At 44.8% G+C, this 22294-nt stretch carries 17 protein-coding genes; 10 read left to right on the top strand and 7 right to left on the bottom strand.

Annotated features, from left to right (window positions below; genetic code table 11):
- Nucleotides 1-225: 225 nt before the first annotated feature.
- The 4 genes from DYH48_RS15705 to DYH48_RS15690 all read left to right on the top strand — a co-directional run bounded on the left by DYH48_RS15705 (nt 226) and on the right by DYH48_RS15690 (nt 4237).
- Nucleotides 226-2097 carry a vWA domain-containing protein gene (locus DYH48_RS15705; RefSeq protein WP_115335301.1) on the top strand — a complete coding sequence of 624 codons (1872 nt, stop codon included), beginning with the start codon at nt 226-228 and terminating at the stop codon, nt 2095-2097.
- A gap of 45 nt (nt 2098-2142) precedes the next feature.
- Nucleotides 2143-2748 carry a sigma-70 family RNA polymerase sigma factor gene (locus DYH48_RS15700; RefSeq protein WP_006080615.1) on the top strand — a complete coding sequence of 202 codons (606 nt, stop codon included), beginning with the start codon at nt 2143-2145 and terminating at the stop codon, nt 2746-2748.
- Entirely contained in the window at nt 2741-3466 is a 726-nt protein-coding gene (locus DYH48_RS15695; protein ID WP_115335300.1) for a hypothetical protein, read from the top strand. The genes DYH48_RS15700 and DYH48_RS15695 overlap by 8 nt, the downstream gene beginning before the upstream one ends.
- A 234-nt stretch (nt 3467-3700) precedes the next feature.
- The gene (locus tag DYH48_RS15690; RefSeq protein ID WP_012088517.1) at nt 3701-4237 is read left to right on the top strand and encodes a hemerythrin domain-containing protein; all 537 of its coding nucleotides are present in this window, start codon (nt 3701-3703) and stop codon (nt 4235-4237) included.
- A 380-nt stretch (nt 4238-4617) separates the two neighbouring features.
- On the opposite strand, the gene DYH48_RS15685 is transcribed toward DYH48_RS15690, so the two are convergent.
- The 5 genes from DYH48_RS15685 to DYH48_RS15665 form a co-directional block, all read right to left on the bottom strand.
- Entirely contained in the window at nt 4618-4803 is a 186-nt protein-coding gene (locus DYH48_RS15685; RefSeq protein WP_006080618.1) for a DUF3545 family protein, read from the bottom strand.
- 216 nt (nt 4804-5019) lie between these two features.
- Nucleotides 5020-6657, bottom strand: a complete 1638-nt coding sequence (pgi, locus tag DYH48_RS15680; protein ID WP_115335299.1) for a glucose-6-phosphate isomerase — start codon at nt 6655-6657, stop codon at nt 5020-5022.
- A gap of 19 nt (nt 6658-6676) precedes the next feature.
- Entirely contained in the window at nt 6677-7633 is a 957-nt protein-coding gene (tal, locus tag DYH48_RS15675; RefSeq protein ID WP_006084969.1) for a transaldolase, read from the bottom strand.
- A gap of 250 nt (nt 7634-7883) precedes the next feature.
- Entirely contained in the window at nt 7884-8993 is a 1110-nt protein-coding gene (locus tag DYH48_RS15670; protein ID WP_006084970.1) for an OmpA family protein, read from the bottom strand.
- 239 nt (nt 8994-9232) lie between these two features.
- Nucleotides 9233-11599: a phosphoketolase family protein gene (locus DYH48_RS15665; RefSeq protein ID WP_115335298.1), complete on the bottom strand. Its 2367-nt coding sequence runs from the start codon at nt 11597-11599 to the stop codon at nt 9233-9235.
- Nucleotides 11600-12032: 433 nt separating this feature from the next.
- Here DYH48_RS15665 and DYH48_RS15660 point away from each other — a divergent pair, with 433 nt between their 5' ends.
- Both DYH48_RS15660 and yaaA read left to right on the top strand, forming a co-directional pair.
- On the top strand, nt 12033-13475 hold the full coding sequence (locus tag DYH48_RS15660; RefSeq protein ID WP_006084972.1) for an alanine/glycine:cation symporter family protein: 1443 nt from the start codon (nt 12033-12035) through the stop codon (nt 13473-13475).
- 129 nt (nt 13476-13604) lie between these two features.
- On the top strand, nt 13605-14378 hold the full coding sequence (gene yaaA, locus DYH48_RS15655) for a peroxide stress protein YaaA (RefSeq protein WP_115335297.1): 774 nt from the start codon (nt 13605-13607) through the stop codon (nt 14376-14378).
- 70 nt (nt 14379-14448) lie between these two features.
- Here the strand turns inward: yaaA and DYH48_RS15650 are convergent, their stop codons facing one another.
- Nucleotides 14449-15855: a M28 family metallopeptidase gene (locus DYH48_RS15650; protein WP_115335296.1), complete on the bottom strand. Its 1407-nt coding sequence runs from the start codon at nt 15853-15855 to the stop codon at nt 14449-14451.
- 136 nt (nt 15856-15991) lie between these two features.
- Here DYH48_RS15650 and DYH48_RS15645 point away from each other — a divergent pair, with 136 nt between their 5' ends.
- Nucleotides 15992-16288 carry an ArsR/SmtB family transcription factor gene (locus tag DYH48_RS15645; RefSeq protein WP_006084975.1) on the top strand — a complete coding sequence of 99 codons (297 nt, stop codon included), beginning with the start codon at nt 15992-15994 and terminating at the stop codon, nt 16286-16288.
- 63 nt (nt 16289-16351) lie between these two features.
- Here the strand turns inward: DYH48_RS15645 and rpsT are convergent, their stop codons facing one another.
- Nucleotides 16352-16618: a 30S ribosomal protein S20 gene (rpsT, locus tag DYH48_RS15640; protein WP_006080633.1), complete on the bottom strand. Its 267-nt coding sequence runs from the start codon at nt 16616-16618 to the stop codon at nt 16352-16354.
- A gap of 252 nt (nt 16619-16870) precedes the next feature.
- Here rpsT and murJ point away from each other — a divergent pair, with 252 nt between their 5' ends.
- The 3 genes from murJ to ileS all read left to right on the top strand — a co-directional run bounded on the left by murJ (nt 16871) and on the right by ileS (nt 22286).
- On the top strand, nt 16871-18430 hold the full coding sequence (murJ, locus tag DYH48_RS15635; protein ID WP_115335295.1) for a murein biosynthesis integral membrane protein MurJ: 1560 nt from the start codon (nt 16871-16873) through the stop codon (nt 18428-18430).
- A 65-nt stretch (nt 18431-18495) separates the two neighbouring features.
- On the top strand, nt 18496-19431 hold the full coding sequence (gene ribF, locus DYH48_RS15630) for a bifunctional riboflavin kinase/FAD synthetase (protein WP_006084977.1): 936 nt from the start codon (nt 18496-18498) through the stop codon (nt 19429-19431).
- Nucleotides 19432-19463: 32 nt separating this feature from the next.
- Nucleotides 19464-22286 (top strand): isoleucine--tRNA ligase, encoded by a 2823-nt coding sequence (gene ileS, locus DYH48_RS15625; protein ID WP_012196769.1) that lies wholly within the window; start codon nt 19464-19466, stop codon nt 22284-22286.
- The last annotated feature ends 8 nt before the right edge of the window (nt 22287-22294 follow it).

The following is a 22294-nucleotide window of genomic DNA, read 5'->3' as shown; positions in this document are numbered from 1 at the left end:
TCCCATAGCGAGGCTAGCAACAAGCTTCTATTTTAGTGGCCAGATTGAATGTGCAGTGTGATCTTGCCGGCAAAAGCGATTGAAAATACTTTGTTTTGTATAAATAGTGTGCTTGGAGGCGGTTTGATTCTCATTTAAGCATGTTTTGCAAAATATCGAGATGTTTTAACCCTTTTGCTAATGCGGGCCGTTTACAGCTTTAGGTCAACATCAAAGGCATTCCACATGAAAACAAAATATTTCCCCAAAACCGTTTCAGTTTCCGATCCAACTCTCTACCAGCAACGGGGAAACGGTATCCCATCGGTGAGCAATACGGCTGCTCTATTACTGGTCGCAGTGAGTTTAACGGCCTGTGGTGGTAAAGGCGCCGAAGTTGAACATCGACAAGCCGAGCAACGTCATCAAGAAGCGTCGCAGCGCCAAGCAGAAATGCGTGATGCCGCTAAGGTTGAGATGGCGAGAGTGGCGGCGCCGATGCAAATGTCTAGCAATGGGGCAGTGATGGGGATGAGCATAGCGCCAATGCCGCGTGACTATGCCGCGATTCCGTTAGCGCAAAATAAATTCGAGCAGCAAGTGCAAAATGGCATCATGGTGGCAGGGGAGATCCCGGTATCGACGTTTTCCATCGATGTCGATACTGGCAGTTATGCCACCTTAAGACGGATGTTGAGGGAAGGGCGATTACCCGAGAAAGGCACTGTCAGAGTTGAGGAAATGCTCAATTATTTTGCCTACGATTATCCCTTACCCGCTAAAAACTCGGCGCCGTTTAGTGTGACGACAGAGTTTGCGCCCTCACCCTATAATGATGACATGATGCTGCTGCGGATTGGCCTTAAAGGTTATGACTTACCTAAATCTCAGTTAGGCGCCAGCAACTTAGTCTTTTTGCTCGACGTGTCAGGCTCTATGGCGTCAGTGGATAAATTGCCTTTACTGCAAACGGCATTAAAGCTGCTAACAGCGCAGTTAAGCGCGCAGGATAAAGTCTCTATTGTGGTTTATGCTGGGGCCGCTGGTGTGGTGCTCGATGGCGCGTCGGGGAACGACACTCAAACCTTGACCTATGCGTTAGAACAATTAAGTGCCGGTGGTTCAACCAATGGTGGGCAAGGGATCACGCAAGCCTATCAATTGGCCAAAAAGCATTTTATCCCCAATGGCATAAATCGAGTCATCCTCGCGACCGATGGTGATTTCAATGTTGGCGTGACAGATTTTGATGATTTGATTGCCTTGATTGAAAAGGAAAAAGAGCATGGCATTGGGCTAACGACCTTAGGGTTTGGTTTGGGCAATTACAACGATCAACTGATGGAGCAATTGGCGGACAAGGGCAATGGCAACTATGCCTATATCGATACGCTGAATGAAGCGCGTAAAGTGCTGGTGGACGAGTTGAGTTCGACCTTATTCACTATCGCCAAAGATGTGAAAGTGCAGGTGGAGTTTAATCCGGCCTTAGTCTCGGAATACCGTTTGATTGGCTATGAGAATCGCGCCTTAGCACGGGAAGATTTTAATAACGATAAGGTGGATGCGGGCGAGATTGGCGCGGGTCATACAGTAACAGCCTTGTATGAGTTAAGGTACGTTGAAGCCGGGAATAGGATGAATGATAAACTCAGATATGGCGTTGATGCTCAAACGGGGCAAGAGAAATACAGCCGTGAAGAAATTGCTTTCCTTAAATTGAGATACAAGTTGCCAGCACAAACGCAGAGCCAATTACTGAGTTATCCCATCAGGTTAGATCAAAGCGTTAAACAGCTCGAGCAAGCAAGTGATGATTTTAGATTTGCCGCCGCGGTTGCAGGGCTAGGGCAATTACTGAATGGCAGTCACTATCTACATCAATTTGATTATACTAAGTTAAGCTTACTCGCACGTTCAGCATTAGGGGATGATCCCTTTGGTTATCGTCATGAGTTTGTGCGGTTAATCGAAACCGCAGCGGCGATAGAGCAATCTAATCAGATGCCAATTAAGGACACATTCGATGGCTCGGATAAACCTTTTCCTCCCCAAGATAAACTCCATGGCGAGCCAGTGAGAGATAAGAGCAATCCGCGTAATGAGAGATTACAATAGTAAAAGTGAATACAGGGGGTTAACCCAAATGACGAGGAATTTCCCGTGGCATTAGCAATACCGCAATTACCAACCCATGAGCACTCAGATGAGCAATTGATGTTGTGCTATGCCAAGGGCGATTCAAAAGCATTTGAGCAGTTATACCTGAAGCACAAAGGCGCGCTTTATCGCTACTTTGTGCGCCAGTTAGGTGATAAGCAGTTAGCTGAGGATTTATATCAAGAAACATGGGGACGGGTGATCCGCGCAGCGGCTAACTACGAGGCCAGTGCTAAGTTTACTACTTGGCTATATCGTATCGCCCATAACTTATTGATTGATCATGTGCGAGCGGTAAAACCCGTCGATTTAGTCGCCACTGATGAGGACGAAACTGGACTCGATACTTTTGTGGCAGGTGAGCAAGATAAGCCCGACGTGCAGTGGCAAGAAGCGCAAAAGAGTTTATTGCTAAAGACCTGCATCGCACTGTTACCCCAAGTCCAGAAAGAGGCATTTATCCTGAACATTGAAATGGGTTTTACGGCTGCCATCATTAGCGACATTGCGGGCGTGACTTTAGAAGCGACTAAGAGCCGTATTCGCTACGCTTACCAAAGTCTAAAGGATTGCGTCAGCGCGAAATGGCAGGAGGCGGGTCATGAGTAATTCATCTTCAAATGCCGATGAGATTGCGCTGCAACAACAGGTATTAGCTTGGTATCGCAAACAGGCTTTAGAAGTTCCACCACAGCAACTCGATCAAGATATCTTGCAGCTGGCGCAAACTCACATAGCTGAAATGCATCAAAGTAAAATAACTGCTGTTGAGTCTCCAACTTCCGTCTGGCGACGCCATCCTTGGGCGTTATCGAGCGCGGCATCTTTGGTGCTTGTTGTGGGTTTACTTGTACTGAATCGGCCGCAAATCGAAGATGTTATGACTCCAAGTCCAATGGCAATGAGTGCTCCGGCGCCACAAGCCATGACGAGAATAGCAGATACGCAAGCGCTGCAATCCTCAAATATGCAAGCAGAAGCTGTGGCTAAACATGAAATACAAACTCAAATGCAGCAAGCGAAGGCCGCAGCGGGTGCGCTTGAGCGACAACATGATGCAAGCAGCCCTGCCATAGTTGCAAGGTCGATGAATGCACCCAGCGCGGCTGAGTCTGCAGACATAGATAAAGTGCCACTCGCAGAGTCTTTGCATCAGTTACATGCCTTCATCGAAGCGAAGGAGACTGAGCAAGCATTGGTGCTTGAGCAACAACTGCTTAAGGAGTATCCACAACTCGCCGTTGAGGCTGCAGATAAAGCGCTGCTAAGCGAACAACAGCTCGAATTTAAAAAGTTACAACAGCAGCTACATCAGCTTGCTAAATAAGTGTGTTGTTGTGGTTTTAGTAATAAAAGCGTGATGATCAATCATAACGTGGTGAGAAAACCGCTAAATGCCCCTGAGATTTGGATAGACGTGTTAGTGTTTGTGGTCTGTTTACTGTTTGGTATGTGATTTACTTGATCAACGTCATAAAGTGAACAGGATTTAGCCTGCTATATTGGTGTTAGTCTACGACTTGACTAGTATCAATAGTCAGATCCATATTCAGGAGGCATTATGCTTAAAAGACTCATGCATGATCATAAACATATAGCTGTATTGCTAAATGTTTTAAAAAACAAGCAGATGAAGCTGTCAGAAGGTGAGTCAATCAACTTCATCGTGGTACGCGATATCGTTGAATATATGCAAGGATATGCTGAGCGTTGCCATCATCCGGTTGAAGACATTATTTATGCCTACTATCTTGCACATAAAGCTAATGACAGTATCGATAAGTTGAGTGCCGAACACGAGTTAGTGATCCAAGCCTCAGCGGCTTTGATGACGACGTTGAATCTGATCCTCAGTGATATTGTGGTTGCCCGTGAGAAACTGATTGTTGATTTTGCAGATTATGTCGCATTACAAGAGCGGCATATGCAAATGGAGGAGCGGGAAATATTCCCGTTATTGGCCAAAACCTTGACTGAACAAGATTGGCAACTGATTGAGTCTGAGTGTCAGAAATCCTTGATTGATGATCCTTTATTCTTAGATCGCGAGCAGAAAGAATTTGAGGATTTGCGGGCTTATCTAACAATGGCTGACTAGCATTGATTCACTCATTGGGCTCACTTTGCGGGTTTGAGAGTGGGGTTTAATACTACAGAGTGACGTGTTTTTTGCGCTAGCTGTTGTTGCTCGCGAGTCACTCACGATTTATGAGAGCTGGCCTTGGTTGATTAGAGCTAAGCTAAGCTTAGCTTAGCATTAGCCATATAGCGCTAGTCATTTAGCGATAGCCATATTGTCGTAATGGGGAGTTTAGGGGGCTCGCGCTTGCAGCCGTAATCGACGCATTTTTCATTTCACACGCTTAACAGTATTCCCTCTTATTTCCCGCCACATTCAATATCACAAATAAAAAAAGCGCCTAAGGCGCTTTTCTTGTTCATGTTTAAGATGATGGTTTAGATCATCTCAACATGTGATTACAACTGGATGGCATCAATGTCGTAGTTAAAGTTATTATCGATTTCTTGGAGTTCTTTGAGCAAACGATGCTTATCTTTCAACGCTTCGATCTCACGCCATTTACGCTTTTTATTGGAGCCTCGCGAACGATCGGGTCTTTCAACGACTTCATCTAGCGCACAACCATAATCTAAACGATCCATGGCAACCTCCTGTTGTTGTATGTTTTGTCAGCGATTAAATAACATATTTTTAAAACAGGGTGCAAGAATTATGTTTCAATTGTGTTAAGTTGAAATGAACTTTGAGTGATATGTCGTTGATCTTAAGTGTGGATTTAGAGCGGGGAATAGTCGAAAATTTTAATAAAAATAAAAGGATAAAATTAAAAAGCCAGCAATTGCTGGCTTTTTGTTCGATTAGATTTTGCCTTGTCGATAAAGGTTAATCAATGCGTTACTTGAGGCATCTAAGGCATCACAATCCTGGCTTGCACCTATGCGTGTTAACACATCGTTACCCAGATCCTTACCGAGTTCTACACCCCATTGATCGAAGGAGTTAATGTCCCAAATTGCACCTTGAACGAAGGTTCTGTGTTCATACAGGGCAATCAAAGCACCTAAGGTACTCGGCGTGAGCTTATCCATGAGTAAGGTGTTGCTCGGCTTGTTACCTGGCATCACTTTATGTTTTGCGATCAACTGCTTTTCAGCCGCAGGTAATGCGCTATTAGCGAGTTCGGCTAAGGCTTCATCAAAAGTACGACCTTGCATTAAGGCTTGAGTCTGGCCAAAGCAGTTTGACGCTAATTGGTCGTGGTGCTCACCGATAGGATTATGACTTTGCAGTGGCATAATAAAATCGGCAGGGATCAGTGCAGTACCTTGATGCAACAGCTGGTGGTAGGCATGTTGGCCATTAGTACCTTCGCCACCCCAAATCACCGGACCTGTACTGTAGTCAACATCCGTCCCGTTTAAGGTGACAGACTTACCGTTACTTTCCATATCGAGCTGCTGGAAGTAAGCGGGTAGACCACGCAGATAATGATCGTATGTCAGTACAACATGGGACTGAGCATTGAAGAAGTTACCGTACCATAGGGATAATAAGCCCATGATCACTGGCATATTTTCTGTCAGCGGCGCATTGGCGAAATGCTCATCCATTTGGTGCGCACCTGAGAGCAAGGCTCTGAAGTTATCCATGCCAATCAAGAGTGCTATCGGTAAACCAATCGCTGACCAGAGTGAGTAACGACCGCCAACCCAATCCCACATTGGGAAAATGTTGTCTGCATCAATACCAAAATCAGTCGCTTTAGCGACGTTTGACGTCACTGCGACAAAGTGTTTTGCCACATCCGACTGCAAACCGCCTTTTGCTAAGAACCATTCTCTAGCAGTGAGTGTATTGGTTAAGGTTTCCTGTGTTCCAAAAGACTTGGACGACATGATGAACAGAGTCGTTTCAGGATCCAGTAATTTCAGCTTCTCACTGATTGAAGTACCGTCGACGTTTGCCACAAAGTGACATTTCAACTCTGGGTTCCAATACGGGCGCAGCGCCTGAGAGACAATTTTTGGACCAAGGAAAGATCCACCGATACCGATACTGACAATATCGGTTATCGCTTTACCTGTGTAACCTTTCCATTGACCCGACGTCACTGAGCTCACAAACCCTTGCATTTTATTCAGAGTTTGTTGAACTTCAGGAACGATGTCTTGACCCTCGGCAATAATCGACTGCTCCGCAGTGCTACGCAGCGCTGTGTGCAGAACGGCGCGCTTCTCGGTGGTGTTAATGATCTCACCAGCAAACATCGCTTTGATTTTTGCTTCAAGTTGACTATTGCTTGCCAACGTAAATAACAGATCAAGCGTTTCCGCCGTTGCTCTGTTTTTAGAGTAATCCAGTAATAAACCACAGGCAGATAGCGACATTTTATTGAAACGTGCCGCGTCAGTGGCAAACAATTCCCGCATATGCGGCACATTTTTACTGTGTGCTGATAAAGCTTGCCATGTTGAGCTTTGGGTCAAGAGTGTCATCTCACTGTCTCCAGAATGCTTAGTTTGCGAGCTTAGCCGTGAGCATCACTTCGAGTTTGCCTTGGTCTATGGCAAAGTTTCGAATACCTTCCGCAAGCTTATCTACAGCCATTGGATCTTGGTTAAAGTCCCAACGGAATTGCGCTTCTGTCAATGGGGCTTCGGCAGCAACAGTGCTGGTTGCTGCAACCAGTTTAGGGGTAATGTCGACTTGCGAATTAGCCAGTTCTTCTAACAGAGAAGGGCCAATTGTGAGACGATCGCAGCCTGCTAGTTCGATGATTTCACCGATATTACGGAAACTTGCACCCATAACGACAGTATTAAAACCATGCTGTTTGTAATAATTATAGATTTCGGTAACAGAAATGACACCTGGGTCATTTACGGCATCGTAGTCTTTACCTGTATCTTTTTTGTACCAATCAAGAATGCGGCCAACAAAAGGCGAAATCAGATAAGCACCCGCTTCGGCACAAGCACGTGCTTGGGCAAAGCTAAATAGTAGGGTTAAGTTACAGTTGATGCCTTCTTTCTCCAGCTCTCTAGCTGCACAAATGCCTTCCCAAGTTGAAGCGAGTTTGATCAGAATACGTGACTTATCAACGCCCGCTTCTTTGTAGAGGCGAACCAGCTTATGGGCTTTAGCGATTGATTGTTCTTTATCGAATGATAAACGGGCATCGACTTCAGTAGAGATACGACCAGGAACGAGTTTCAGTATTTCTACACCGATATTAACGGCGAGCTTGTCGCTGGCATCATCAAGTTGCTGCGCGAGATCGTCACTTTGTGATTTTGCCCAGTCGATAGCGTTATCAATGAGGGATTCGTATTCAGGAATTTGAGCCGCTTTCAAGATGAGCGATGGATTGGTTGTCGCATCTTCAGGTTGGTAGCGTTTAATCGCTTCGATGTCGCCTGTGTCAGCGACGATAGTGGTATATAACTTGAGTTGCTCTAATGTATTGGCCATGAAAAACATCCTTCTCAGGTAGCAGTCTTAACTCGGAATTCACTGATGACTATTAGAAGCGATTTTGCCAACTTTTCCAACCTTGAATGTAAAAAAATTACAAAAATGACAATTTTATGTCTATTTAGGTTTGGCTTGAGATACAGGTTCTCATCTTGGCTGCGGTAGAGGGCATCGCTTGTCCTAGTGTATACCCCATAAAAACAAAAAGTCGCTGCAAGCAGCGACTTTTTTACGTCAGTAAGTAATATTACTTAAGAACAGGTTGTTTAGTCGTAGTCGTTACAATGGCTTCGATACGACGGTTCGCTGCGTAAGCTTCTTTCGAGTCACCAGCAACCAATGGCTGAGTAACACCGTAACCGTTAGAAGTTACGCGGCTTTGGCTGATACCGTATTTCTCAACAAGAATTTGGGCAACTGCGTCAGCACGTTTGTCAGACAGCACCATGTTGTACTCTGGTTTACCTACGTTAGAGGCGTGGCCAGCGATTTCAACTGTGAACTCTGGGTTCTTGTTCAGGTAGTTAGCTAGTCTTTCGATATCTTTGTAGAAAACTTTTTTAACTACAGCAGAATCGTTAGCAAACTGAATTGAACCCACGTCTTCTTTATTTTTTACGTTTTCGTAAATGGTACAGCCAACAGAGTCAACTTTATGCGTTACTGGTGTGGCTGGACATTGATCTTTGTCGTCATAAACACCATCGTTGTCTGAGTCAACAGGTGCTGCTGCGATAACCGCTGCTGCAACAGGTGCTGCAGCTGCTGGTGAACCGAAACGGTAGCTCAGTTCAAGACCCCAGTAGTTGCTATCAGCTTCAACGATGTTGTAATCGTCATTTAGGTTTTCATAACGACGATATTTAGCTTGTAACTTCAGGTTATCAGTGAAGTTGTAACCAACACCTGCACCTAAGTATGGAGCAAAGTCGTTTGTACTGTATTTGCTTGATGTAATGCCATTATTTTGGCTGTTCTCAAGTGAATAATACATAGCACCCGCTTCGGCTGATAAGCTCCAACGATTAGCTAGAGGCCAAATACCTACTAAGCCTAGCGTTGAACCTTTAACGCCAGCATCATTACTGGTGGCCCCATTAGTCCAATCTGCATTACCTAAATCACGGAAGCCGATTTCAGCGCCGAAGTAATCATTGAACATATAGCCTGCGAATACATCCCATGCATATGGGTCATCTTGACCATTCTGGGTCGCGATATGTTCATAGTTGTTAACGCCTAAACCTGCGCCAACATACCAAGGAGTCAGTTCTTGAGCCGCAGATACAGTGAAAGGTAATAGCGATGCAAGCAGTACAAATTTTAATTTATGATTCATCATGTTCTCCAATTCCATTATTTATGATTCTCCACCAATATGTCTTGCCGTATATGTGCAAAACATTGCTAGCACTTAATGTGGGGATCCTTTGGTATTGTAGCCAGCGATTAATTATCACTTGGTTTGTTACATTTTACTAGTGCTAAGAATTTCCTTTTTAGGGTCTCGCGTTCTGTAAGTGTGTTTCTCATTCAAAAAAAGGCACTCCGAGGAGTGCCTTTAAAATGAACTGTTATGTTAATTTTTTGTGACTTTTAACGTGTCCATATCCAATTTTCAATTTCTATTGGGTCGACACCATTCGCTTTAATGTAGTTGCGGTGGTCAACTAGTCTTTGCAGCATGTCAGTGGTTATAGAAACGTGCATAGTTTCATCAATAACGCCCTGTTGGAACAGTTTGTAAGCCATATCAATCACTAGGTGATAACGTGATGTGCCGTTACGAACGCCCATATCGAATGGAGTGGTTGTTGAACCTTCTTCTTCATAGCCTTTAATTCTGAAGCGACGGCTGCCTTTGTAATCAAATATTAACTTTTTAATCGTATTTGGGTAACCATGGTAGTTGAATACCACGCCTTTATCTTGGGTAAATATTTCGTCCATTAACCAAGGTTTTTCTTTAAATTTGCGGCTTCCTAAGCCATCACTGCTTAATTCGGTGACGCTAACGAAGCGAATTTTGACTCTTGGAAGGAGTTCTCTGATCAATACTAATGAAGCCATACACTCTTGAGTGACGTAATCACCACAACCTGCCAGCACAATATCTGGATTCTCATCAGAGGCGAAATCCCACACCATCACGCCATCTTTTGCTTGTTTACGCGCTTCTTCCAAGCTCAACCATTGTGGTAACTCTTTCTTACCAGCAACAAGAATATTGAGTTTGTCGCGGTCGGCGTAAGCCCGTTCGGTATAAACCAAGGTGCTGTTAGCATCTGCTGGTAAATAAGCAGAGATAATTTTTGGATGCTTCTCTAGCATAGCCCCAAGGAAAGACGGGTTTTGATGCGAGTAGCCATTATGGTCTTGGCGTTCAAGCAGCGAAGATAATACGACGTTACATGAAGGCAGTGGCTTACGGAAATGCACGCCTTGGCTTGCATAGACGTATTTACAGTATTGGTCGGCCATCGATGAGATCACTTGTGAGAATGACTCATAGGTTGGGAACATGCCGTGGCGGCCTGTTACTGTGTAGCCGTGCAACATACCAAAGAGCAAGTTTTCAGAAAGGAGCTCAATCACTCGTCCTTCGCGGGACATGTCTTCATCCCAGCTCTCAATTGGCCATTGCCATGCACGATCGGTTTCTTCAAATACGGCTTGTAGTTGATTTGAATAGGTTTCGTCAGGGCTGAAAATACGTAGATTGCGTTGATCGCGGTTTAACTTGAATGCATCACGCATCCATTCACCCATTTTCAGCATGGAATAACCACGGTGACCACGTGGTACTTCTGGGCCGTAGCTGAGTTTTTCAAGATCAGGGTTCGTTAACGCTCTAACTACTTCACCACCATAGGTGAGATGTTGACGACCACAGGCAAGTTGCTTAGGTGGAATTAATGAGCAAATGTCTGCATCAAAAATCAGCTCGCCTTTATCATTCATTTGGTAAAGTTCTTGGAAGTGGTAACTGGCAAGCCAATTGTCAAGTGCATCCAGATGACCTTTATCTGTGGCACATTTATTGACGATCACTTGGTGTGATTCGCAGTTACCTTCTAATTTCTTACCTTTATACTCACTGACACCCGTCCAACCTTTGGCAGTGCGCATTAAAATCACTGGCCATTTAGGCTTAACCACATCTTCACCGCTACGGGCACGACGTTGGATTTCATTGATCATGGCATAAGCGGTATCCATGGCATTCGTCATCTGCACATAGATATCTTCTTCTAATTCGTTATCAACGATAATTGGGAAGTAGCCAAGACCACGGAATTCAAGATCCAGTTCTTCATGACTCATGCGTCCCATGCGGGTAGGGCCTGAAATTTTATAGCCATTGATATGCACAATCGGTAATACTGCACCACTTGTCGCAGGAGAGACTAGACGGTTTGCGTACCAAGATGCTGCTAATGGTCCGGTTTCTGCTTCACCGTCACCAATTAAGACAGTGGCGATCAGATCTGGATTATCGAGTACTGCACCCCAGCCTACAGAAAGTGAGTAGCCTAGTTCGCCACCTTCAAGAATTTGTCCTGGAGCTTCTGGGTTTGCATGAGAAGGGTAGCCATAAGCGGCGGAAAACTTCTTACAAATATCTTCGATACCCGTTTCATTGTAGGGGATCGTTTCTGGATAGAAATGGCTTAATGAACCTTCCATGAATAAGTTAGCTTGTACTGCTGGGAAACCATGGCCTGGACCAACTAAATAGATGAACGAGCGATTATGTTTCACTATCAATCGGTTAATGTTGGCATAAACAAAGTTAATGCCGGGGCAGGTACCCCAGTGGCCAAGTAAACGTGGTTTGATATCTGTATGGGCAAGTGGACGTTTATGTAAGACGTTTTGTTTGAGATAAATCTGCGAGGTCGCGAGAAAGTTAGTCGCTCTGACATATTTTTTCAGAGCATTGATTTCATGTATTTGTGTCATATAAAGCCTCACTAAAACAAACAAGAGATGATTGAAGTTTCTATGTGGATACTATATTTGTAGTTTTATTACAAAAATGTGCCCTACATCCAAATTTTAAAAGTTGTTTTTACTGTTAAAAATAATGGGGCAACTTCTCTATTTTGTTAATGTAGCTTTAACAGTGGCTTAGCTTATGTTGTGAGGCGTGATGTTGGTGGCGTTTAACTGTGCAAACGCGAGCTTGATCACATGAGCAATTTCGAATACTGTGCTATTTTGCTGCGTTGAATTCGGTAGCCGTGATGTTGTAAATTCACGGAAGGATAATTTGAAAAAATAAATCTACCGAAATTCTTACCTTTAACTTGGAAGGATTCATTCACCACAGATGTTGTACCTCTAATTGCCATTCAATTAGAGGAGCATTTGCTACGGGAAGAAGTAAAATAATATGTTAGAAACCATAGTTAATTTTTTGAATGCGCTACTTTGGGGTAAGTTGTTAGTATATGGACTGGTAGGAGCTGGTCTTTATTTTACCATTAGACTTGCCTTTATCCAGTTAACCTACTTTAAACATTCCATCAAAGTCATGACCATGAGTCGCCAAGGTTGCGATAGCGGTCTTTCATCATTTCAAGTCTTTTGTACCAGTATGGCGGCCCGTGTTGGTGCCGGTAATATGGCCGGTGTTGCAGTCGCTATTGGTGCTGCAGGTCCTGGTGCGGTATTTTGGATGTGGCTTATCGCTATCTTAGGTATGGCTACCGCTATGGTTGAATCAACCTTAGCGCAGGTTTACAAAGTGCGAGATCATAACGGTCAGTTCCGCGGCGGTCCTTCCTATTATATGGAAAAAGGCTTGGGTCAGCGATGGATGGGCATTTTGTTTGCTGTCTTTCTGATCATTGCCTTTGGTCTGGTATTCAACGCGGTACAAGCGAATACGATTACCGGAGCGATGGAGCGAGTATTTGGATTTAATCCTACTTATGTCGGGATTGGATTGGTGATTGCCAGTGGATTTGTGATTGTCGGTGGTCTGCGTAAAGTCGCACGAGTCTCTGAATTTATCGTCCCTATCATGGCATTAGCCTATATTCTCGTTGCCTTCATTATCGTTATTTTCAACCTAGATCAACTGCCTGCAATTATTAGCTTAATTGTGAAGAGTGCTTTTGGTTGGCAAGAGGCGGCTGCTGGCGGCGTGGCTTATACCGTCGCGCAGGCTATGCAAGCGGGTATTGCACGCGGACTCTTCTCAAATGAAGCGGGTATGGGCAGTGCGGCGAATGTCGCGGCAAGTGCATCGCCTAATCCGAACCATCCGGCATCCCAAGGTTTTGTACAGATGATGGGGGTATTTGCGGATACTATCGTTATCTGTACTGCAACGGCTGCAATTATCCTGCTATCAGGGGATGTGGGTTCGAGTGACGATGGCATTCGTTTAACTATCAATGCCATGTCATCCCATGTCGGAGACTGGGGCGGTGCGTTTATTGCAGTGGCGATTTTCTTATTCTGCTTTACATCCATCATAGCCAATTACTCTTACGCTGAAACAAACGTGATGTTTTTAATGGGTAACAGTACCAAATTACTGCCTTTGTTCCGTTTGTGTGTATTGGGCATGGTAATGTTTGGTGCCGTGGCGAAGATAAGTCTAGTGTGGAACTTAGCCGACGTTTCTATGGGATTGATGGCGACAGTGAACATTATTGCGCTCTTACTGTTGTCAGGTTTGGCCATTCGCGTCATCAATGATTATCGCGAACAGGTTAAAGCGGGTAAGACGCCAGAGTTTGACCGCAGTAAGTTTCCAGAATTGTTGGATCAACTCGATGATGACATTTGGCAAGATGCCAGTCTCAAGCCGGTTAAAAAGCCTTAGTTAACCGAAATTATCGACGACAAGTATTACTGATTGTCGTAATCGAAAAGACCACGCCGTTAAAGCGTGGTTTTTTTATGTTCGTTCAGTATCATAGACATGTCTTTTTGTTTCTGTTGGGAGTTTTTGATGTTGATATTGGTTTCGCCGGCGAAGACCTTAGATTTTGAACAGCCGCCACTGACGCAGGTGTATTCACAGCCTGATTTCTTAACTCATAGTCAGGAGTTGATCCAAGTTTGTCGGCAATTAACTCCTTCAGATATCGCGACTTTGATGAAGGTGAGCGATAAAATTGCGGGTTTAAATGCGGCGCGTTTCGGACAGTGGCAGCCAGACTTTAGTTTAGATAATGCTAAACAGGCCATTTTTGCCTTTAGAGGGGATGTGTACACAGGTTTTGATGCTGACACCTTATCTGAGGATGAAATCGCCCAGACTCAGTCGCAGCTGCGTATTCTATCGGGTCTTTATGGTTTGCTAAGGCCGCTGGATTTAATCATGCCTTACCGTTTAGAAATGGGAACGGCGCTTTCGAATCCAAAAGGTAAAAATTTATATGAATTTTGGGGTGATACCTTAACGCAAGCGGTAAATGAAGCGCTTGCAGAAAGTGGTAGCGATATTATTGTCAATCTTGCTTCTAATGAGTATTTCAAAGCGATAAAGCCTAAAAAACTGCAAGGGCAATTAATTTCACCCGTATTTAAAGATTGTAAAAATGGTCAATATAAAGTGATCAGTTTTTTTGCTAAGCGTGCTAGGGGCATGATGGCGAGATATATCATCACCAATAAAGTGAATACGTTAGCTGAGTTAAAAGCATTTAATCTCGCGGGTTATTACTATAGTGAAGAGCAAAGTTCACCGACAAATCCAACATTTTTACGTGCAGAGCAATAGCGAAATATCGATAAGATGTTAATTGAGAGAGAACAGCTTATGCTGTTCTCTCAATTATTTTATCGATTATCTATTTTTCAGACTGAGTGGCCAAAGGTGTTAATGCCGTGTTTGCATTTGCCATGATATAAGCAAATTGTGCGTAGGCTGCGACGTTTTGAGCCAATGCGGCGGGGTCAATCTTATCTAAGGTATCATTCGGTGTGTGATGGTAATCGAAGTAATCGTGACCATCTTGCCTTAATGATGCAACTGGTACGCCTAGAGCCGGCAGCATAGACACGTCAGGCCCGCCAGAAGCTTGGTTGTTGCCGAGTGCGACACCATTGAATGACATAGGGCTAAGTGCATGCTGTACCTCTGCAAATGCGCTCTCATTGACCTTAGTATCGATTTGATAAATTCGGCCTGCTCCAAAATCGGATTCCGCAGCTATGTAGTGCAGTGATAATTCCGATTTATGAGCTTCAGCATAGGCTTTACCGCCCACAAGCCCTATTTCTTCAGCGGCATATAGCACCACTCTGACAGTACGAGCGGGTTTTACTGGAAGATCTTGAATGTGCTTAGCTGCAGCTGTCACTATCGCGACACCCGCCCCATCATCAATCGCCCCCGTACCTTCATCCCAAGAATCTAAATGAGCGCCAATGAGCACGATTTCATTGGGCTTACTGCTGCCAGTTACTTCGGCAATGACATTGTAAGACGTATTAAAGCCTGCGTTTTTTGGTGACATCTGCAACTCAAGTAAAGCATCAGGATTGCGTTTTAGTAATGCATCGACCAAATCGGCATCAGGGTTTGACATGGCTGCCGCAGGGATCTTAGGCACGTCATCTTGGTAGCGCATAACACCTGTATGGGCCATGCGGTCATGATCTGTGCCAATAGAGCGGATCACGATAGCAACTGCGCCTTTTTGCGCTGCTGCGACGGCACCTTTTGAGCGGCCGCCAACGCTTTTGCCATAGCCTTCACCAGTAATGTGGCGCTCGGTTTTTTGGTCAATAAACGCAATCTTACCTTTTACGTTTTCAGGCTTGGCTTGTTGTAGTGCCTCTAGGCTATCAAAACGTGCGATTTTAGCCTGTAAACCACCTGCTGGTGTCGCAACGCTGCCACCAAGCGCAGTAATGACCAGCGGCTGCTCGACAGGGAAGGTTATTTTGGCTTTGGCTTCACCGCGTTCCCAAATGGGTACTTGTACTGGTTCTTTATAAACGCGGTCAAATCCAAGGCTGGTCAGTTTATTCATCGCCCAGTTAACGGCGATGATATCTTTTGGGCTTCCAGCTAGTCTTGGACCTACTTCAACCGTGAGAGATTCGACTATGTCATAACCTAATTGTGAAGCTAATGCTGTCTGTTGTAATTTAATGACTTCACTTGTCGGGGCTGTTTCTACTTGGGTTTGGCACGCACTTAAACTCCCGATTAAAAGACTCGAGAGAAGTGTAGTTCGATAGGGCTTCATTAGATTTCCTTTATTTTTATTAAGCATGTCCCATTTTTAAAAACAATCTAGCAAAAAGTGTGCTTTATGTCCCGACTATATCCGTAAGGCGACGCTATATTAGCGCAGGGGTTAGTTTTAGGAGAGAAAGTGCGTAATGAATATTGAATTAATGCAGGAGCGAGCCGATCATGCCGTAGTGCTATTAAAGGCACTTGCGAACGAACGCCGTTTATTTATTCTTTGTTATTTATTGAATGAAGGAGAAATGTGCGTTGGCGAAATGAATAAAAAATTAGGCTTAAGTCAATCGGCACTGTCACAACACCTTGCTTGGTTACGCAAAGATAATTTAGTAACCACACGCAAAGAAGCGCAAACGGTATTTTATTCACTCAAGAGTGATGAAGTTCGGGAGATGATCCACTTATTGAACAACATCTATTGTCATTAATAGTGTTTTTCAGATATAAAAAAACCGGCAATTGCCGGTTTTTTTCATTTGCTATTTTATAGATTAAGCAGCGATTGCTTTGATCTTAGCGTTCAAACGTGCCTTTTGACGAGCGGCTTTATTCTTGTGAATAAGACCTTTAGTCGCCATACGGTCAACGATTGGTTGTGCAACAGCAAAAGCTTCTGCTGCTGTTTTGTGATCGCCTGCTTTAATTGCAGCGATTACTTTTTTAACGTATGTACGTAACATTGAGCGACGGCTGGCGTTATGCTGACGACGCTTTTCAGATTGAAGCGCGCGCTTCTTTGCAGACTTGCTATTAGCCAAGGTGCAACTCCTAAAAACTGGATTTGATACTTTTAAAGGCCGAGGAATATGCCTGCATTTAGTCACTTTGTCAATGACTATGATTGAATATTCATCATAAAGATAAATTAATCCAACCTGCCTTGGCTATCTTCGACCCAACTCGTGTAATATGTGGCGCAATTCTAGCAGCTATTACCGCAGTGTGACAGAGCCTGAATCGATTTTTTGAGATGTATCACCTAATCAATTCGATATGGGTCTGGGGGACGTTTGAGTAGAAAATTATTAAAATCTGGTCTGATTGTTAGTGCTATGACATTGATATCCCGTGTGTTAGGTCTTGTTCGGGACGTCGTCGTTGCTAACTTGATGGGGGCCGGGACAAGTGCCGATGTGTTTTTCTTCGCCAATAAAATTCCTAACTTTTTACGTCGTTTGTTTGCAGAAGGGGCATTTGCACAAGCCTTTGTGCCTGTTTTAACTGAGTATCAAGAGAAACACACCGCGGAAGAAACCCGTGACCTGCTGAGTAAAGTCGCAGGCACATTAGGTTTGCTGGTGACGATTGTGACGCTTGTGGGCGTGGTAGCTTCGCCCGTGTTATCAGCCTTATTCGGTGGTGGTTGGTTTATCGCTTGGCTTAACAACGAGCCAGATGGTGCTAAATTTGAACTCGCAACCGTTGTGCTTAAGATTACTTTCCCTTACCTGTGGTTTATTACCTTTACCGCACTGGCTGGATCGATTTTAAACACCCGAGGCCGATTTGCGGTTTCGGCGTTTACCCCTGTATTCCTCAATGTGGCGATTATTACCGCGGCCATATTTTATGCGCCAACATCGACTCAACCCGAAATCACCCTTGCTTGGGGCGTTTTTTGTGGCGGATTAATCCAGTTCTTATTTCAAATTCCTTTTTTGTTGCGTGAAAAAGCACTGGTTAGACCCTCGTGGGGTTGGCATCACCCTGGAGTGGTGAAAATCAGAACCTTGATGATCCCGGCGCTATTTGGCGTATCGGTTTCACAGATTAACCTGTTATTTGATACTTTTATCGCCAGTTTTTTGATGACGGGCTCGATAAGCTGGCTCTACTATGCCGACCGTTTATTGGAGTTTCCCCTAGGATTGTTTGGGATCGCGATTGGTACTGTTATTTTGCCTGCGCTGTCACGAAACCATGTCAATGCTGAAGGTGCGGGCTTTGGCTTGACGATGGATTGGGGAGTTAAAGCGATTCTGCTGCTAGGTCTTCCTGCCATGATGGGTTTGATCGTGCTCGCCAAACCTATGCTGATGGTGTTATTTATGCGCGGCGCTTTTTCTATGCATGATGTTGAAATGGCTTCTTATAGTTTGATGGCTTACGGTAGCGGTTTACTCAGTTTTATGCTGATTAAAGTGCTCGCTCCAGGTTATTACTCCCGCCAAGATACCAAAACCCCCGTGCGTTATGGCATTATCGCCATGATCACCAATATGGGCTTTAACTTATTGTTTGCTATTCCTTTTGGATATGTTGGATTGGCGATTGCGACTTCAATGTCAGCATTGCTCAACGCCACTTTACTTTATCGAGGATTGCATTTAGCCGGCGTTTATCGCGTTTCTAGGCCGACTATGGTGTTTTTTGCTAAAGCCGTGGTCTCTACCTCCTTGATGGTGGTAGTCTTGTATTACTTTTTACCTTCGCAACAAATTTGGTTAGATTGGCATTTGTTCGAGCGTGCAAAAGCCTTGATAGGCTTGATTTTAGCGGGGGCAGTCAGTTACTTGTTGGGACTGCTTTTGCTCGGAATTCGTCCTTGGTCAATTAAACGGGGAGTTTGATTGCTGATTCTCATCGCTAGCTGTTATATAATCAGCCGATTTGCGCTTGGCAGTTGTCTAAAGTTATGGAATTAATCCGCGGTATACATAACATTTTGTCATCCCACCACGGGTGTGTATTGACTATAGGTAATTTTGACGGCGTCCATCGTGGTCATGCACAAGTGATTGCGAACTTAGTGCAGAAGGCGAAGCAGTTATCGCTGCCATCTACGTTGATGACGTTTGAACCTCAGCCGCAGGAATTATTTAGCGGCGACAATGCGCCAGCTCGTTTAAGTTTATTACGTGATAAAGTCATGTTGCTCGATGAACTTGGGGTTGAACGGTTAGTGTGTGTTAACTTTAATCGCACTTTTGCCAATCAACCTGCTGAGCATTTTATTGAAGAATTGTTGGTCCGCAAACTCGGTGTTAAATACCTAGTGGTCGGCGATGATTTTTGTTTTGGTCAGGGCCGTAAAGGCAATTTTGAGATGCTTGTGCAGGCAGGTATTCAATATGGCTTTACTGTGGTTAGCACCCAAAGTTTTATGCTGGGCTCGCAAAGAGTGAGCTCAACCGCCGTGCGTGAACAATTGGCTAAGGGTAATCTTGAGCAAGCAAGACGCTTGCTCGGTCATCCTTTTACCTTGAGTGGTCGTGTCGCGCATGGGCAAAAAATTGGCCGCACCATTGGTTTCCCCACAGCCAATATCGCCTTAAAGCGCAATGTTGTGCCTGTACGCGGTGTGTTTGCGGTCAAATGTTATTGGGATAACAGCGATATTTATGAGGGCGTAGCCAATATTGGGTTTCGTCCGACAGTGAACGGTCAAGTGTGTCAGCTTGAGGTGCATCTTTTTGATTTTGAAGGTGACATTTACGGCAAACATGTTGAGGTCGAGTTGGTGGCTAAACTCCGTGATGAGCAACCTTTTGACTCATTGGATGCGCTAAAACAACAGATTTTAAATGATGCAAATGAAGCCAGAGCTTTATTTGGTAATGATGCAGGCTGAAATTTATCAGTTTAATTAACGGTATAGGATCAATGAGCGACTATAAATTTACTTTGAATTTGCCGGAAACAGAGTTTCCGATGCGTGGTAATTTGGCAAATCGCGAGCCAGAGATGTTAGAGCGCTGGACAAAAGACGGTTTGTATCAGCAGATCCGTGATAGCCGAATTGGCCGTACTCCCTTCATTTTGCATGACGGCCCACCGTATGCAAATGGCAGTATTCATATTGGTCACTCAGTTAATAAAATCCTCAAGGACATTATTATTAAGTCAAAAACCATGTCTGGTTTTGACGCACCGTATGTGCCAGGTTGGGATTGCCACGGTTTGCCTATCGAGCTGAAAGTTGAGCAAAAAGTGGGTAAACCAGGTCAAAAAATCTCTGCGGCAGAATTCCGCGAAGAATGCCGTAAATACGCCGCCGAGCAAGTTAACGGTCAACGTGAAGACTTTATCCGTTTAGGCGTATTGGGCGACTGGCAAAATCCGTACCTGACGATGGATTTTTCAACCGAAGCTAATATCGTGCGTTCTTTATCGAAAGTGATTGAGAGTGGTCACTTACATAAAGGCGTTAAGCCAGTGCATTGGTGTACTGATTGCGGTTCTGCCTTAGCTGAAGCTGAAGTGGAATACGAAGACAAAACATCACCTGCTATTGATGTAGCATTTGTGGCCGCCGATAGTAAAGCCGTTGCGGCTAAGTTTGGGGTAAGCGATTACTCACATCCTGTTTCTATGGTGATTTGGACTACCACGCCATGGACTCTGCCTGCGAACCGTGCCTTGTCTTTAAGCCCTGAGTTAGATTACAGCTTAGTTGAATTCGAAAAAGACGGTGTTACGCAAGCGCTTATTTTAGCTGAAGTATTAGTCGAGTCTTGCCTGACTCGCTATAACGTAGAAAGCCATACCGTGCTTGGCTCTGCCAAAGGCGCAGCGTTTGAGCTTGTCCGCTTTAATCACCCGTTCTTAGATTTTGATGTTCCGGCAATTTTAGGCGATCACGTCACGACGGATGCGGGTACTGGTATCGTTCACACTGCCCCTGGTCACGGTCAAGACGACTTTGTGGTTGGTCAAAAGTACGGTTTAGAAGTGGCAAACCCTGTTGGCGACAACGGTGTGTACAAGCCTGATACCGAGTATTTTGCTGGACAACATGTCTTTAAAGCCAACGATAACGTTGTTGCTTTACTGAGAGAAAAGAGCGCCTTGCTGAATCACGTGGCTTACCGTCATAGCTATCCACATTGCTGGCGCCACAAAACACCGATCATCTTCCGTGCGACGCCGCAGTGGTTTATCTCTATGGATAACCATGGCCTGCGTACGCAAGCATTGAAAGAAATCGAACAGACTCAGTGGATCCCTGATTGGGGCCAAAGTCGTATCGAAAAAATGGTTGAAAACCGCCCTGATTGGTGTATTTCACGCCAACGTACTTGGGGTGTGCCTATCACGCTGTTTGTGAATCGTGAAACAGAAGAGTTGCATCCAGATAGCGTGTCGCTAATGGAACGTGTAGCCTGCCGTATTGAACAGCAAGGCATTCAAGCTTGGTGGGATCTCGATGCCGCCGAATTGTTGGGTGACGAAGCAGAGCAATACCGCAAAGTAACCGATACCTTAGACGTTTGGTTTGACTCAGGTTCAACCTTCTCGTCAGTGGTAGCGGCTCGTCCTGAATTCCACGGACACGGCGTTGACTTGTATCTTGAAGGTAGCGACCAACATCGCGGCTGGTTTATGTCATCTTTGATGATTTCAACCGCTATGAATGGCAAAGCACCTTATAAGCAAGTACTGACTCACGGTTTTACCGTCGATGGTAAAGGCCGCAAGATGTCAAAATCTATCGGTAACGTGATTGCGCCGCAAACGGTAACCAACAAATTAGGCGCCGATATTCTGCGTTTATGGGTTGCGGCAACAGATTACAGCGGTGAGATGACGGTTTCTGACGAAATCTTAAATCGTAGCGCCGATGCCTATCGTCGTATTCGTAACACTGCCCGTTTCCTATTAGCCAACTTAAACGGTTTCGAGCCTGCTAAGGATTTAGTTGCTGTTGAAGATATGGTGGCGTTAGACCGTTGGGTTGTTCGCCGCGCTGCTGCATTGCAACAGGAAATTATTGAAGCCTATGAGCAATATAACTTCCATATTGTGACTCAAAAACTGATGCAGTTCTGCTCGGTTGAGTTAGGCAGTTTCTATCTGGATATCATCAAAGATCGCCAATACACGGCTAAGCAAGAAGGTCATGCGCGTCGCAGCTGTCAATCGGCGCTGTATTTGATCTCTGAGGCCATGGTGCGTTGGATTGCGCCAATTCTAAGCTTCACAGCGGACGAAGTGTGGCAACTATTGCCTGGCGAGCGTGATGCCTATGTCTTTACTCAAGAATGGTACCAAGGCTTAAAGTCAGTCACCTTAGCGACGGATTTGAGCGACGACTATTGGCAGCAACTGCTAACTGTGCGTAACGAAGTCAATAAAGTGATTGAACAAGCTCGCCGTGATAAACGTATTGGTGGTTCATTAGAAGCGGAAGTGACCTTGTTTGCTGATGCAGCTTTGACTGAACAATTAACCCATATCGGCGATGAGCTAAGATTTGTGTTGTTGACCTCTGAAGCCAAAGTCTTGCCTTTAGCGGATGCGACATCAGAAGCGGTTGAAACTGAGCTGGCGTCACTGAAATTAGTGGTTGCTTCAAGTACTGCTGAGAAGTGTGAGCGTTGTTGGCACCACAGAGAAGAGGTTGGCACTATCGAGGCCCACCCAACACTCTGTACTCGCTGCGTAACAAACATTGAAGGTGACGGCGAAGTTCGTCTGTTTGCGTAAAGGATCTG

It is taken from the genome of Shewanella baltica (genome assembly GCF_900456975.1).
GTDB lineage: Bacteria > Pseudomonadota > Gammaproteobacteria > Enterobacterales > Shewanellaceae > Shewanella > Shewanella baltica.
Note: the sequence above shows the minus strand (reverse complement) of the source record. Positions and strands in the feature narration are given on the sequence as shown.

What these genes read in the sequence shown, in the direction of transcription:
- tal (WP_006084969.1), bottom strand. Translation starts at nt 7,633, where the DNA reads ATGGCCAATACATTAGAGCAACTCAAGTTATATACCACTATCGTCGCT.
- yaaA (WP_115335297.1), top strand. Translation starts at nt 13,605, where the DNA reads ATGTTGATATTGGTTTCGCCGGCGAAGACCTTAGATTTTGAACAGCCG.
- ribF (WP_006084977.1), top strand. Translation starts at nt 18,496, where the DNA reads ATGGAATTAATCCGCGGTATACATAACATTTTGTCATCCCACCACGGG.
- pgi (WP_115335299.1), bottom strand. Translation starts at nt 6,657, where the DNA reads ATGACACTCTTGACCCAAAGCTCAACATGGCAAGCTTTATCAGCACAC.
- DYH48_RS15695 (WP_115335300.1), top strand. Translation starts at nt 2,741, where the DNA reads ATGAGTAATTCATCTTCAAATGCCGATGAGATTGCGCTGCAACAACAG.
- DYH48_RS15660 (WP_006084972.1), top strand. Translation starts at nt 12,033, where the DNA reads ATGTTAGAAACCATAGTTAATTTTTTGAATGCGCTACTTTGGGGTAAG.
- DYH48_RS15705 (WP_115335301.1), top strand. Translation starts at nt 226, where the DNA reads ATGAAAACAAAATATTTCCCCAAAACCGTTTCAGTTTCCGATCCAACT.
- DYH48_RS15650 (WP_115335296.1), bottom strand. Translation starts at nt 15,855, where the DNA reads ATGAAGCCCTATCGAACTACACTTCTCTCGAGTCTTTTAATCGGGAGT.
- ileS (WP_012196769.1), top strand. Translation starts at nt 19,464, where the DNA reads ATGAGCGACTATAAATTTACTTTGAATTTGCCGGAAACAGAGTTTCCG.
- DYH48_RS15690 (WP_012088517.1), top strand. Translation starts at nt 3,701, where the DNA reads ATGCTTAAAAGACTCATGCATGATCATAAACATATAGCTGTATTGCTA.
- DYH48_RS15670 (WP_006084970.1), bottom strand. Translation starts at nt 8,993, where the DNA reads ATGGAATTGGAGAACATGATGAATCATAAATTAAAATTTGTACTGCTT.
- DYH48_RS15665 (WP_115335298.1), bottom strand. Translation starts at nt 11,599, where the DNA reads ATGACACAAATACATGAAATCAATGCTCTGAAAAAATATGTCAGAGCG.
- DYH48_RS15685 (WP_006080618.1), bottom strand. Translation starts at nt 4,803, where the DNA reads ATGGATCGTTTAGATTATGGTTGTGCGCTAGATGAAGTCGTTGAAAGA.
- DYH48_RS15645 (WP_006084975.1), top strand. Translation starts at nt 15,992, where the DNA reads ATGAATATTGAATTAATGCAGGAGCGAGCCGATCATGCCGTAGTGCTA.